9 protein-coding genes, 3 tRNA genes and 3 pseudogenes are annotated in these 13,566 nt (G+C 69.8%); 8 read left to right on the top strand and 7 right to left on the bottom strand.

Annotated features, from left to right (window positions below):
- Positions 1–12 precede the first annotated feature (12 nt).
- From AC1DY2_RS00180 to AC1DY2_RS00195, 4 genes and pseudogenes are all read right to left on the bottom strand, one after another.
- Positions 13–468, bottom strand: a pseudogene (locus AC1DY2_RS00180) (ATP-binding cassette domain-containing protein); the annotation flags it as partial.
- A gap of 179 nt (positions 469–647) precedes the next feature.
- On the bottom strand, positions 648–1,856 hold the full coding sequence (locus tag AC1DY2_RS00185) for a low temperature requirement protein A (RefSeq protein WP_476760566.1): 1,209 nt from the start codon (positions 1,854–1,856) through the stop codon (positions 648–650).
- A gap of 56 nt (positions 1,857–1,912) precedes the next feature.
- A complete protein-coding gene (locus AC1DY2_RS00190; protein WP_476760567.1) occupies positions 1,913–2,770 on the bottom strand; it encodes an SDR family NAD(P)-dependent oxidoreductase in 858 nt (285 codons plus the stop codon).
- On the bottom strand, positions 2,767–3,678 hold the full coding sequence (locus AC1DY2_RS00195) for an SDR family NAD(P)-dependent oxidoreductase (protein ID WP_476760568.1): 912 nt from the start codon (positions 3,676–3,678) through the stop codon (positions 2,767–2,769). The genes AC1DY2_RS00190 and AC1DY2_RS00195 overlap by 4 nt, the downstream gene beginning before the upstream one ends.
- Before the next feature lie 354 nt (positions 3,679–4,032).
- Between AC1DY2_RS00195 and AC1DY2_RS00200 the strand changes: the two genes are divergently transcribed.
- The 6 genes and pseudogenes from AC1DY2_RS00200 to AC1DY2_RS00225 all read left to right on the top strand — a co-directional run bounded on the left by AC1DY2_RS00200 (position 4,033) and on the right by AC1DY2_RS00225 (position 10,538).
- On the top strand, positions 4,033–4,425 hold the full coding sequence (locus AC1DY2_RS00200; protein ID WP_476760569.1) for a hypothetical protein: 393 nt from the start codon (positions 4,033–4,035) through the stop codon (positions 4,423–4,425).
- Between the two features lie 233 nt (positions 4,426–4,658).
- Positions 4,659–5,333: a VOC family protein gene (locus AC1DY2_RS00205; RefSeq protein ID WP_476760570.1), complete on the top strand. Its 675-nt coding sequence runs from the start codon at positions 4,659–4,661 to the stop codon at positions 5,331–5,333.
- A complete protein-coding gene (locus AC1DY2_RS00210; protein ID WP_476760571.1) occupies positions 5,330–5,764 on the top strand; it encodes a nuclear transport factor 2 family protein in 435 nt (144 codons plus the stop codon). The genes AC1DY2_RS00205 and AC1DY2_RS00210 overlap by 4 nt, the downstream gene beginning before the upstream one ends.
- A gap of 46 nt (positions 5,765–5,810) precedes the next feature.
- Positions 5,811–6,227, top strand: a pseudogene (locus AC1DY2_RS00215) (AAA family ATPase); the annotation flags it as partial.
- 285 nt (positions 6,228–6,512) lie between these two features.
- Positions 6,513–8,651 (top strand): LuxR C-terminal-related transcriptional regulator, encoded by a 2,139-nt coding sequence (locus AC1DY2_RS00220; RefSeq protein ID WP_476760576.1) that lies wholly within the window; start codon positions 6,513–6,515, stop codon positions 8,649–8,651.
- A gap of 9 nt (positions 8,652–8,660) precedes the next feature.
- Positions 8,661–10,538, top strand: coding sequence for a carboxylesterase/lipase family protein (locus AC1DY2_RS00225; protein WP_476760572.1), 1,878 nt, complete (start codon positions 8,661–8,663; stop codon positions 10,536–10,538).
- A gap of 304 nt (positions 10,539–10,842) precedes the next feature.
- Here the strand turns inward: AC1DY2_RS00225 and AC1DY2_RS00230 are convergent.
- The 3 genes from AC1DY2_RS00230 to AC1DY2_RS00240 all read right to left on the bottom strand — a co-directional run bounded on the left by AC1DY2_RS00230 (position 10,843) and on the right by AC1DY2_RS00240 (position 11,208).
- Positions 10,843–10,918 (bottom strand) — tRNA-Phe (locus tag AC1DY2_RS00230).
- A gap of 90 nt (positions 10,919–11,008) precedes the next feature.
- Positions 11,009–11,082: transfer RNA gene (locus tag AC1DY2_RS00235), tRNA-Asp, on the bottom strand.
- A gap of 53 nt (positions 11,083–11,135) precedes the next feature.
- Positions 11,136–11,208 (bottom strand) — tRNA-Glu (locus AC1DY2_RS00240).
- 245 nt (positions 11,209–11,453) lie between these two features.
- Between AC1DY2_RS00240 and AC1DY2_RS00245 the strand changes: the two genes are divergently transcribed.
- Together AC1DY2_RS00245 and AC1DY2_RS00250 are read left to right on the top strand one after the other, a co-directional pair.
- Positions 11,454–12,788, top strand: coding sequence for a peptidoglycan DD-metalloendopeptidase family protein (locus tag AC1DY2_RS00245; RefSeq protein ID WP_476760573.1), 1,335 nt, complete (start codon positions 11,454–11,456; stop codon positions 12,786–12,788).
- A pseudogene (locus AC1DY2_RS00250) lies at positions 12,781–13,566 on the top strand (C40 family peptidase); the annotation flags it as partial. The gene AC1DY2_RS00245 and the pseudogene AC1DY2_RS00250, both read left to right, overlap by 8 nt.

Consider the following 13,566-nt stretch of genomic DNA (forward strand, 5'->3'; position numbering starts at 1 on the left):
GCCGGTGATGGCGATGAGCATCGCCTCACCGCCGGAGATCTCCTCGACGCGGCGGCCGAGGTCGGCGGCTGTGAAGCCGATCTCGGTGAGTGCCTCGTCAGCGCGGGACTCGATGTCCCAGTCGTCGCCGACGGCCTCGAAATGGCGCTCGTGGACGTCACCCGCCTCGATGGCCCGCAGGGCCGTGAGTGCACGCTCGATGCCCAGGAGCTCGGCGATGGTCGTGGAGGTGGTGAGCGTCAGCTTCTGCGGCAGGTAGCCGATGTCGCCGACCGCATCGACTTGTCCCGACGTCGGCCGGAGTTCTCCGGCGATCAGCCGCAGCAGGGTGGACTTGCCGGCGCCGTTGCGGCCGACGAGGCCGGTGCGACCTGATGAGAGGGTGCCGTTGAGATGGTCGAGTGCGGCGGTTCCGTCTGGCCATTCGAACGACAGGTCGCGGAGGATGATGGCGGATTTCGCGGACATGGATGGTGCTCCTTCTGCGTGCTGCCGGCAGTGAGGGTGAACGAGGTGTGCGGCGCCGAGCTGAGTGCTGCGGACGCTGCTGGAAGATATCGGCGGGAGTGCCAGATGTCTGAGGCCGCGCTCGTATGACGCGCGACACCTTGCCGTCGCCGGGAAAGGTGACGAGGCAGTGGAAGAGGTCAGTCACGCGGGAGCGTGCAGCGATCCCGCATATCGTGAAGGGCCACCGCAGTAGTGAGGGCTGCGGCAACGACGAGGACCGCGACGAGGAACAGCACCGCCAGGGAGGGAAGCCCCACGGCAACCACGCCGAGCACGATCGAACCACCCGCGGCGATCAGAGGCGGGGCGCTCCAACGGCCGACCATCACTCGGGCGAACAAGCCGAGGCCGAGGAGAAAGCACGCGAGACCACCGGTGAGTGCGATCACCGCAACCCAGTGTGCCGGAGCGCCGGGCGCGACGACGACGTCCTGGAGGATGAGCCGGATGCCGAGCGCGACGTACACGACGCCGGCGACCAGTGGAAGGTGCCCGAGGGTGTAGCCGTCGCGGGCGAGTGCGGGGCGACGTTTCGGTGCCGCACGCAGCAGGGCATGCTGTGCGGCTGCTGACGGACCACGGAAGTAGGCCCACCAGAGGCTGACGACGACGACGAATGCGAGCGCCGCCGCGAGAATCGACAGACCCTGGACCGTGCCCTCGTTCAGGGTCGAGCCCAGCCCGGCTCCCGAGGAGAGGACCGTCTCGCCGAGCGCGATGATCAAGACCAGGCCGTGTCGCTCGACGAAATGCGCCGGACTGGCGACCCGCCATCCGTTGTACCGGGAGACGAGCCATCCCACTCCGAAGTCCAGCCCGAACGCCACGGCCCAGCACGCGCTCTGCAGGTCCCCGCCGAGCATGGCGCCGACGATCAGCAGCACGCTGGACAGCGTCTGCGGGATCGCATCGATCAGCACCTGCGTGCGGAGGCGCCGGTCGCCGCGCGACGTCCAGAGGAACGTCGAGACGTAGTTGGTCCGCACGATGGTGAACGCCAATGCGAGTACAAGGGCCGGGCTCAGCCATCCGGAGCGCGGCTCCCAGGCGTACGGGATCACCAGCGCAGCGACGAACAGCGCCGCCATGGACACGAGGATCGCGGCGACGACGTGGCCGCGGTCGAGGCGCACCCGGTTGCCGAGCCAGATGAACGCGCACCACGCCCACCAGAGCAGGAGCAGCAACAGCAGCCCTCGCCCGAGGCCGGCCCATCCCGGCTGCGTCTCCATGAGCTCGATCACGCGCATGAGGGCGAACACGAAGACGAGGTCGAAGAAGATCTCGAACATCGTGACGCGATCACCCTCGGGCAGCACGGAGGCGGCCCCAGCGGTTTCGGTCACTCGGCGCGGTGGGCCGGCCACGCGGAGTGGCCTCACGGTGTCGTGGCGGTTCGCGTTCACAGCACCGCTGGCCCGCTGCCGGGGAAATCGGTGGATCCGGCAAGCTCACGACCGGCGTCGAACTCGGCGTGGAAGCGGCTCAGCTTCTCGTCGATACGACGGTACGCATCGCTGCCGAGGACCAGCCAACGCCTCGGCTCGGGAGCGCGAACGTTGTGGACGATCGCCTCCGCGGCGCGGTCGGGATCGCCGGGGAACTGCTCCGGCCGCACGGCCGACACCGCGCGAATGAACGCTCCGGAGGTCGCGTCGTAGTCCGAGATCGTCTGCCCGGACACGTGCGTGCGCTGCTCGATACCGGTGCGGAACGATCCGGGCTCGACGAGGAAGGCCCGCAGTCCGATCGGTTCGATCTCCTGCCAGAGCGACTCGGTGAGGCCCTCCAGTGCGAACTTCGTCGCCGAGTAGTACCCGTTGGCGGGCAGGCTCGAGATGCCGTCCATCGACGAGATGTTGACGATGATGCCGCTGCGGCGGGCCCGCATGCCCGGGAGCACCAGCCGGATCAGTTCGATCGGTGCGAACACGTTCACTTCGAACTGGGCACGGATGTCGCGTTCGTCCTGCTCCTCGAGCGCCCCGAGGAAATCGATCGCGGCGTTGTTGACGAGGACGTCGACCCCGCCCGCCCACGCCTCGGCGGCCGCGATTGCCTGCCGCCGCTGCTCCGCGTCGACGACGTCGAGCTCCACGGGCAGCGCGGTCTCGGGGTACCGGTCACGGACCGCGGAGAGATCGTGACCGCTGCGTGCGGCCAGGACCACCCGATCACCGACATCGAGTGCGTGCTCGGCGAGGGCAGCGCCGAGGCCGCTGCCGGCGCCGGTGATGAACCAGGTCAGGGTGTCGCTCATGCGGCGGCTCCTTCCGCTGCCTCGTCGCCGTCCGAGCGGAAGTCGGCGGAACGGCTGACCGGGGCCCATGCCTGCGCTTCGTTGAGACGACGTTGTTCGCCGTCCAGCACACGGGCGACCGCGTCGCTGCCGAGCGGGAGCCGGAGGGGCAGGTCGGCGCCGGCTCGGCCGAGATCCCCGTGGGCGAGGCCGACGAGCACACGTGCGCCGCGTGCCGGGTCGCCCGGCTGCTTGCCGTCGCCCTGATCGCGCAGCGCGTGGATCGCGCCGACGGTCGCCTCGTAGTCCGGTCCGGCCGGGTGCTTGGTCATCGAGTCGCCCTGCCAGTCGGTGCGGAATGCGCCCGGCTCGACGATCACCACCCGCACACCGAACGGGGCGGACTCGGCGGCCAGCACCTCGGAGAAGCCCTCGACGGCGAACTTGGCGGCCTGGTAGGCGCCGAGGCCCGGCGTTCCGCCGATGCGGCCGCCCACAGAGGAGAACTGCAGGAACAGACCCGCCCGCTGGGACCGCATGACCGGCAGTGCTGCGCGGGTGACGTTGACCACGCCGAAGAAGTTGGTCTCGACTTGAGCACGGAAGTCCTCCACCGGAGTCTCCTCGATCGACCCGCTGTTGGCGTACCCTGCGTTGTCGACCACGACGTCCAGCCGGCCGAACCGGTCAACGGCGCGGCCGACGACCTGTCGCGCAGCCTCGGCGTCGGTGACGTCGAGCTCCGCGATCAGAACGCGATCCGGGCCGTACTGCGCCGCGATGTCGTCGAGTGCCGATGCCCGCCGGGCCGTGGCCACGACGAGGTCGCCTCGTTCCAGCGCGGCTTCGACGATCCGCTTGCCGAAGCCGCGGGAGCTTCCCGTGATCAGCCAGACCAGGTTGTCTGCGCCCCCCTGTTGCTCGTTCATGAGTCTTCCCTTCTGCGCCTGCCGTGCGCCGACGCTCTACCTGTTTCAGCGTGCTGCCCGGCTGCGTGGCGTCGCGCCCGGGCAACTGCCCGGAAGGGACCCGGGTTTCGCGGATCCGGTGACCCAGGGGTTGGTAGCCGGGGGCGCAGCTGATGCGGTGACCACCGGTCGACGGTCGGCACCAGCACGGGGGTCGACCGGTTGCCCACCCGGGCGCGGCAGTGCGCACCTCCACGAGAACGTGGCTCCGTGCCGATTGATCGGCACCACCGATCAGCACGTCGGAGAAGGAAGGGAACCCCCATGCCGACCGTCAGATTTCACCTCATTTCCACGCTGACTGCGCCTGAACTCATGGCCGTGCTCACCGACTTCAGCCCGTCCCGTGCCGAGCGCTGGCCCACGATCGACGCGGAGCACTTCCAGGTCCATGCCCTCGGCGACCACTGGGCCGACGTGACCGAGGGGACTGCCTCCGCGTGGGAGCACGCCCACTACGACTGGGATGACGACGCGAGCCGCGTCACCATCACCACCATCGACTCGAAGGTGTTCGGGCCCGGTGGCGGCTGGGTCTTCCAGCTCACGCCGCTCGACCACGGCACCCGAGTCGACGTGGAACTCACCCGGCAGCCCGTCACGCTCAAGGCCAAGCTGCTCGCGACGCTGCTCCCGCTCGTCGCCCCGAGCTCGCTGCGCAAGTCGTTCAGCGGACCGCTCCAAGCGGCGCAGGTTGCGGCTGAGTAATCACCCCACACGCAGACCGGCGGATGCTCCGCACCGCACCGGCTGGGAGCGTCGATCCTCGACGCGGTCGTCTGGTACTCGATCGCGTCAGTCGCGTGGAGCGCCTGGAGCGCATCGGAGGAGCGGGCACCCGAAACGTCGTCCCGCGTGGCCACCAGTGTGTCGCACGGGCGCCTGTGCCCACCGGGCGGAGGCATCCTCGAATCATCCGAACAAAGGAAAGGGATCTTCCCATGGGCACCGAAACGAAGAACTTCGCCGCGACCGTACCCGGAACCGCGACGCATGACCCGACCATCGCCATGAAGCTCGAGGTTGTCGTCATTCCCGTGACCGACGTCGACCGGGCGAAGGCGTTCTATGAGGGCCTCGGGTGGACACTCGACGTCGACCTCGACATCTCGCCCGGCTACCGGGTGGTCGAGTTCACACCTCCCGGCTCGCCGACGTCGATCATCTTCGGCTCCGGAGTGACCGACGCCGAGCCGGGGTCGGTTCGTGGACTGCAGCTCGTGGCATCCGACATCGAGGCGACGCGCGCGGCCTTGAAGGGCGCCGGCGCGCCGGTCAGCGACGTCTTCCACGACGCGACCGGCGTCTTCCACCACGGCGGCACGACGGCTCGTGTGTCCGGCCTCGCGCCCGAGCGTCGTTCATACGGCTCATGGGTCGCGTTCAATGACCCCGATGGCAACGAATGGCTCGTCCAGGAGGTCACCGAGCGGATCCCGGGCCGAATCGTGCAGACGAGGTACGACTCGCCCGCCGAGCTGGCGGCGGCACTGCGCGCGGCCGCGGAGGCGCACGGCGCGCACGAGGCCAGGATCGGACACGAGGATGCCGGATGGCCCGAATGGTACGCGGAGTACATGGTGCGTGCGGCGGCGGGCCAGGAGCTTCCTGAATGATCGACCATTCTGCACCGCTCTTCCGTCTGCTCGTCTTCGAGGAGCTTCGATCCCTGCAAGGCCGGCTCTGCCGTTCCGCCGGCGACCGGGCCTGGGACGAGTTCGAGCGATGCTTCGCCGACGGAGGGCAACTGCGGGTGTTCGACCCAGACGGCTCCCTGGCGTGGTTCGCGCTCAGCCCGCACATCGGAGCGACGATCGACCTCGAAGCGGGCGACGGACCACTCGTCGTGCACTCCTTCGGCGCAGAGCTGACACTCCGATCCGAGACGCGCGCCGAAGGTGTGTGGGCGGCGGAGTACCTCGTCGGTCGGGACGGCTCACCGGCTCGCGCGCGGAACGGATACTGCCGGCTCCACCAGACCTACATCCGGGACGGCGACCGATGGTTCATCCGATCGATCGATCTCATCCGGCGACTGCGGAGCTGAACCCGGCGGTGCGACCATGTCGGCGGAGCACATAGGATCGGCCATCATGGAGCACCGCACGCCGAGCCCGCCACTGCTGGGCCGGCGGCGTGAGTGCGAGGCGGTCAGCCGGGTGATCGCAAGCCTCGGCGGTGGCCAGAGTCGCGCCCTCGTGCTGCGCGCCGAGGCGGGCGCCGGCAAGTCGGCGCTGCTCGATTACGCAGCCGAGCAGGCTACGGCCTACCAGGTGCTGCGCGCGACCGGCGTGCAGTCGGAGATGGAACTCGCCTACGCCGGTCTGCACCAACTGTGCTCGCCGGTGCTCGACCGGCTCGATGCGCTGCCCGCACCCCAGGGGGCAGCGCTGGGCGTCGCGTTCGGCCTGCGAGGCGGAGACGCGCCGGATCGATTCCTCGTCGGACTCGCGGTTCTCGGCTTGCTCGCGGAGGCCGCGGGTGCTCGACCGGTGCTCTGCCTGATCGATGATGCACAGTGGCTGGACCGCGCCTCCGCTCAAGTGCTCACGTTCGTCGCACGCCGGCTCGTCGCCGAGTCGGTCGGCATCCTCTTCGCGGTACGCGAGCCGGTCGGCGACGACTTCACCGGTATCGAGGACCTCATCGTCGAGGGGCTCGAGCCCGCGGATGCGCGGCTGCTGCTCGAGTCGGTGATCTCCGGTCCGCTCGATCCTGAGGTCCGCGATCGGCTGATCGGCGAGGCTCGCGGCAACCCGTTGGCGCTCCTGGTCCTGTCGCGCGGGAGGGGCACGGTGGAGATCGCCGGCGGGTACGGCATGACGTCCCCGCCGAGCCTGACGAGTCGCATCGAGGACAGCTTCGTCAACCAGATTCGGACCCTGCCGCCCGAGACGCGGTCGGCGCTGCTGGTGGCTGCTGTGGAACCCGTCGGCGATCCCGAAATGATCCGGCGGGCGGCAGAGGCGCTCGGCATCGAATCGCAAGCGATCACCGCCGCGATCGAGGACGAACTGATCGAGTTCGGCGCCCGCGTGAGATTCCGGCACCCGCTCGTCCGGTCCGCTGCGGTACGCGCGAGCCCGGTCGGCGCGCGAAGAGCCGCCCACCGGGCGCTCGCGGCCGCGACCGATCCGTCCTCCGACCCCGACCGGCGTGCCTGGCACCTGGCCGAGGCCGCCATCGGCTTCGACGAGGATGTCGCCGCCGAGCTCGTTCGCTCCGCGCGGCGCGCCCAAGCACGAGGCGGGGTTGCCGCCGGGGCCACGTTCCACGCACGCGGTGCCGAGCTCACGCCGGATCCGACGATGCGTTCCAGGCGTGCCCTCATGGCAGCCGAGGATACGTATCGGGCCGGCGCGATGAGCGAGGCGCTGCGGCTACTCGACCTCGCGAATCCTGCCCTACTCGACGAGCACCAGCGGGCCCGCATCGAATTGGTACGCGCGCACGTGGCTTCGAGTACAACCCGCGGACGTGGAGCCGCTGCAGGCCTGGTGGCGGCAGCTCGCCTGCTCGAACGACACGACGGAGAGACCGCCCTGGCGACCTACGCCGACGCGATGATCGCCGCGATCTCGGCCGGAACCCATGCCCAAGCCGTCGGGCTTCAGGAGGTCTCGGCGGCGGTACTCGCCGCCGAGCCGGCGCCACCCCTCAGCGCCCCCGCCCTCGCGGCCGCCGACGCCCTTCGCGGACTTGCCATGCTGACCACCCACGGATATGCAGCCGCCGCGCCGGTGCTCCGGGACGCGCTCGCCAGGCTCGTGACGCTGGCTGCCTCCGACGAGCCGCCGCTGCCGACGGCCGAACCCGACCCGCGCCGGGGTCTGGGCGAGGATGCCGCGCCGCCCGGCAGCCTGCTGCAGTGGCTCCCCATCGCCTGCACCGTCGCGCGCGTCCTGCTCGACGACGACGCCTACGACGTGCTCGCGATGCGTGCCGTTCGCATCAGCCGCAATCAAGGCGCGTTCTCGCAGCTGCCCCTGGTCATGGCCGAGCGCACGTCGGTCCTGCTGCTCAGTGGCAGAACCGACGAGGCCATGTCGCTTGCACAGGAACTCCAGCCGATCATTGAAGCGACAGGAATGCCGACGTCGATGACTCGCAGCGGCTGGCTCGCCACCTTCCGCGGCGACGAGTCGGTGAAAGCGGAGGTGACCGAGCGGCTGCGTCCAGAGATCCTGGAGCGCGGCGAGGGCCAGTGGTTCATCACCGTAGCCTGGCAGGACGCGCTGCTGTACAACTCACTCGGGCGCTACCCCGAAGCGCTCGCGGCGACTGAGCCCGCGGCCGGTCACCCGTACGACATCGGGCTCGCCGGCTGGATTCTGCCCGAGCGCGTCGAGGCGGCCGTACGCGCCGGCGCCCCGGAACGAGCAGCCGAGCCACTCGCCCGGCTCGAGGAACTGGCAACGGCATCCGGCACCGACTGGGCCAGGGGTCTCGCCGCTCGCACGGCGGCGCTCGTCGCCGACGACAACACAGCTGAAGGCCGATACCTCGAGGCGATCGAACGCCTCAGACGCACTCGGATCCGCACCGCGCTCGGCCGGGCACACCTGCTCTACGGCGAGTGGCTTCGACGTCAGAACCGCCGCGTCGAATCCCGCGAGCACCTGCGCCTCGCACACGACCTCTTCGTGGATACCGGAAGCGATGGGTTTGCGGAGCGCGCTCGACGTGAACTTGCAGCCACGGGCGAGGTGGTGCACAAGCCGGCCGCCGGGCGAGTCGACGAGCTCACCGCGCAGGAACGTCAGATCGCCGTCCTCGCCGCGGGCGGCAGCACGAACCCCGAGATCGGCGAGCAGCTCTTCCTCAGCCCGCGCACCGTCGAATGGCATCTACGAAAGGTGTTCGTGAAACTCGGTGTCTCATCTCGACGGCAGCTCGCGCGAGCACTTCGCATTGCGCAGCCGGCGTCGGTGTAGCCGCCGGCTTTGACCCGGACCTGGACCGGCGATCTTCGCGGCGAGCCGGGAGATCAACGCGCTTGGCGTCCGGCGACCATGGAATTTCATGCACCCGGGTCTGCGGTGTCTGGGACACCCGGGTGCTCACCCGTCACCGGCACGGGTGCCCGTGGCGAGCAACTCCGGGACGGTGGTCCCATGAATACCAACTCGCCAACTCAAGTCGCACGCACTTCGGCACGTACTGTCGATGTGAAGCGCATCGCCCTCTCGATCGCGGCGGTCGCCGCCGCGATCGTCGTCCTTCTCGCCTGCTGGGCGTCGATCGTTCCGGCTGCGCACGCCGAGGCCCTCACAACTGCTGCGTCGGGTACCGCCACCGGCGATGCACCGATCGTGCAGACCGCGGATGGACCCGTCCGGGGCCTTGCGACGCCCGCCGGTGTCGAGTTCCGTGGCATTCCCTATGCCGCGCCACCCGTCGGGGAGCTGCGGTGGACCGCGCCGCATCCCGTCACCCCTTGGTCGGGTACCCGTGAAGCCACCGTCTTCTCACCAGTCTGCCCGCAGGGCCCGCCGAGCCCGTGGGGACAGAGCGAGGACTGCCTCTACCTGAACGTCACGGCTCCGACGCACGATTCCTCCTCCTCCGGCGCGCTGCCGGTGATCGTGTACATCCACGGTGGCGGATTCTCCTACGGGGAGGGCGCCGACTACGACCCGACGAAGCTCGCAAGCGCGGGCGCGGGCGCCGTCGTCGTCACCCTGAACTACCGACTCGGTCTGCTCGGCTTCCTCGCACACCCGGCCTTCGCTGAGAGCGCCGACGGGTCCACCGGCAACTTCGGCTACCAGGACCAGCAGGCAGCGTTGCGGTGGGTGCAGCAGAACATCGGGCAGTTCGGCGGCGACGCACAGAACGTCACGATCGTCGGTCACTCGGCCGGAGGGCTCTCGGTGCTCGCGCAGCTGGCCTCCCCGGGCGCGAAGGGGCTGTTCCAGCGTGCAGTGGTTCAAGCCGGCGCGTTTGCGCTGGAGCAGCAGTCGCTGGCAATGGCGGAGCAGGCAGGCCAGGCCAGTGCGGTCGCGCTCGGCTGCGCTGACCAGTCTGCGGAGTGCCTGCGAAACGTGCCGGTGGAGACGTTGGTCGCCAACCCCCAGGCGTCGTTCACGCCGGGATACGTCGACGGCGAGGTGCTCCAGGAGTCGGTCGGCTCGGCGATCAGCAGCGGCCGGTTCAACCGGGTGCCGATCATCAACGGCACGAACACGCAGGAGGAGCGGATCTTCACCACGATCGGACTCAGCGTGACCAAGGGAGCCACCATTCCACTGCAGAGCCTGAACATCGACGCGTCGAGTTACGTGTCAACGATCGCGACGAACTTCGGCATCAGCACCGCGAAGGCGACCCTCATCGCTGCTGCATACCCGCTGTCGAAGTACGCCACTCCGGCTCACGCGTTCGCCACATTGAACTCCGATGCGAACTTCTCCTGCCCCGCGTACGGGCTGGACATCGCCGCGTCCCGGTTCGTGCCGACCTTCGCGTACGAGTTCAACGACGCCCTGGCACCTCAGCGGGACGTGCCCGACGGGCTCGGCGCGCCGTTCGCGGCCACCCACCAGTCGGAGCTGCAGTACCTGTTCGACCTGCCCAACGCGTCATTCCCCGGTACGCTTTCGGCCGATCAGGAGAAGCTCGCTTCGAACATGCGCGCCGCGTGGGTGCAGTTCGCGGCTAGCGGGTCGCCGTCGACGGAGGCGGTCTCGTGGCCGAAGTTCAAGACGTTGAACCCGCGCATGCTTTCCCTCGAAACACCTGCGTCCAACGTGGAGAAGGATTTCGCCGCCACGCACAAGTGCGCGTTCTGGGCTGCCGCGGCCCTGTTCGGGAACCGCTGAGTCCATCCGGCCGCCCATCCTGCTGGGGGTGCCATCGGCACCCCCAGCATGGAGGCGCGCCAGCCGTCGGGCAGGCCGCCAAGGTCCACGCGCGTTCGAGACATCCGCATCGCGAAGCGGTACGAGCAGCGGCATCGCCTCAGCCGATCCCTACTCGCGTGCCCGCGAGGGCGTCGAACCACCGAAACGAACCAGGCAGCAGGCTCTCGCCGACGTTCATTGGCACATTGGCACAGCCTCGCGAGCACCCCGGCGGAATCGCCTACTGAAACAAGAAACCCCCCGGTCTCCCGGGGGGTTTCGATGGTGGCTCCGACCGGCATCGATCCGGTGACCTTTCGATTTTCAGTCGAACGCTCTACCAACTGAGCTACAGAGCCTCGGGGCATCCGACCGATCGAAACCGGAGGCATTGCCTCGAATAAGGAGAAAGCCCCTTCTCTCGTAAGGGAAAGGGCTTGTCGCCTGAGCGACCCTGACGGGACTTGAACCCGCGACCTCCGCCGTGACAGGGCGGCACGCTAACCAACTGCGCTACAGGGCCTCGATGTGGTGTCTTGCAACACCGGCTATTGAATTGTACTGGACCTCGTCGTGTGACCCCAACGGGATTCGAACCCGTGCTGCCGCCGTGAAAGGGCGGTGTCCTAGGCCACTAAACGATGGGGCCGGGTGGCTTTGCCCAGGGGCTCGGCCGCCGACAGCCAAGCATACGTGCCAACGCGCGCAAGCGCAAAACGAGGGCCGACGGTGGGCAGAACGAGGGCTGCGGATGCCGCGAGCGGGCCCCCGCGGCATCCGCCACACGCGCCCGAAATGCCCGGAAAGCGCGAGGCCCGCACCTATCGTGAAGGCTGCCACTGCCCGCACGAGAGCGAGGAGCGCGGGGCGCAGAGCCCGCGTGGACGGGGAACCATGGACCGAACAAGCCAGCGCACGCCGATCGCCGGCGCCCGGATGTTCGGCGCCCGCGCGCGTCGCATCGGCGCTCGCGTACCCCGCCGCGTCACGCTGCGCGGCCGCGCCCGGCACCTCGTGGCCGGCCTCTCCATCGCGACCATGGCGCTCGTCGGCGCCGTCGCCGTTCCCGCGAGCGCGCAGGCGGCCACCTATCCGAGCTGGGACGAGCTGCAGGCCGCGAAGGCGAACACCGCTGCGGGCGCCGCGGCGGTCGACCAGGTCACGTCGCTCATCGCCCAGCTCGAGACCAACGTGCAGGTGACGCGCGCCGAGGCCGAGCTGCGCACCGACGAGCTCATGGTGGCCCAGCAGAAGTTCGACGACGCGGTCGCCCGCGCCGACCAGATCCAGGCGCAGGCCGATGCCGCCGCAGCCGAGGCCGCCGCCGCCGAGCGGAACGCGGGCCAGGTCGCCGCGCAGCTCTACCGCGCGGGCACGGGCGACGTGGGCGTGAACCTCTTCCTCGACGCCGGCAACGCCGAGGCGACCGAGAAGCTCCTCGCGAAGCTCGGCAGCATGGAGAAGATGGTCGAGCGCACCTCGGGCATCTACAACCGGGCGCAGGAGAAGCAGAACTCCGCGACGTCGCTCGCCGGGCAGGCCGAGGTCGCGCGCGCCGAACGCGAGAAGCTCCGCATCGCGGCGGAGGAGGCGCTCGCCGTGGCGCAGGCCGCGCAGGCCGCGGCCGAGGCCGCGCTCGCCGAGTCGCAGGCGAAGAAGATCGAACTCGAGCAGCAGCTGAAGTTCCTGCAGGACACCGAGGCGCAGACCGCGGCGGCCTACCAGGAGGGTGAGCGCATCCGCAAGGAAGAGGAGGAGCGCCGCCGCCAGGAGGCCCTTCGCAGCGGCTCGCCGGGCACGGTCGCCTCCTCGGGATGGGCGAAGCCCGCCGGCGGCGCCATCACGGGCGACTTCGGCCCCCGGTCGCCGATCTGCGCGGGCGACGGATGCTCCGGATCGTTCCACTACGCCGTCGACCTCGGCACCGGATGCTCTGCGCCGATCTATGCGGCCAACAGCGGCGTCGTGACGTTCTCGGGGTGGTCGGGCACCTACGGCAACTTCATCAAGATCGACCACGGCGGCGGGATCTCCACGGGCTACGCCCACATCCGCGACGGCGGCCGGTTCGTCGGCGTCGGGGCGTGGGTCGAGGCCGGCCAGAACATCGCGTCGAGCGGCACCACGGGTGCGTCCACCGGATGCCACCTGCACTTCGAGGTCTACTCCGGCGGCAGCCGCATCGATCCGGTGCCGTTCATGGCCGATCGGGGGATCCGCCTTGGCTGACCACCGCACGCGTCCCGTCTCCCGGGTGAAGCCCGCGACCGTGTTCTCCACGGTGGCGGTCGGCGCGGTCACCGCGTCGGTCGTTGCGGCGGGCGGGCCCGCGATGGCCGAGCCCGACTATCCGTCGTGGAGTGAGATCGAGCAGGCCAAGCAGAACGAGCAGACCAAGCAGGCCGAGATCGACCGCGTCGGGGCGCTGCTCGTCGGGCTGCAGCAGGCAGCGGATGCCGCGGCGCAGGCCTCGATGATGGCCGACGAGGCGTGGCGCATCGCCATCGACCAGCGCGACCGGGCGGCCGAGCGGGAGCGCACGCTCGGCACGCAGGCCGACGAGGCCGACGCCGTCGCCGAGATCTCCAAGATGCGCGCGGGACTGCTCGCCGCGCACCTCGCGAAGACCGCGGGCGCCGACCTCACGGCCGAGCTCGTGTTCTCGGGCGACGACTCGACGAAGCTCCTGCAGCAGCTCGGCATGGCGTCGAAGCTCGGAGAGCAGTCGAACGAGGTATACGAGCAGGCGGTCGCCGACCGCAACACCGCCGACTCGCTGCGCGACCAGGCAGCGGATGCCGCAGCCGAGCGCCAGCGCCTGGCCGCGTTGGCCGGGCAGCGCGCCGACGAGGCCCGAGCCGCCGCCGATGCGGCCGCCGCCGCCGTGGCCGAGCAGGAGCAGAAGTCGACCGAGCTCTACGCGCAGCTCGCGAGCCTCAAGGACACGACGGCCGACCTGGAGCGGCGACGCGTCGAGGGACAGGCGCAGGAGGCCGCGGAGGCGGCC

This window comes from Agromyces sp. P1_H4 (assembly GCF_056405255.1).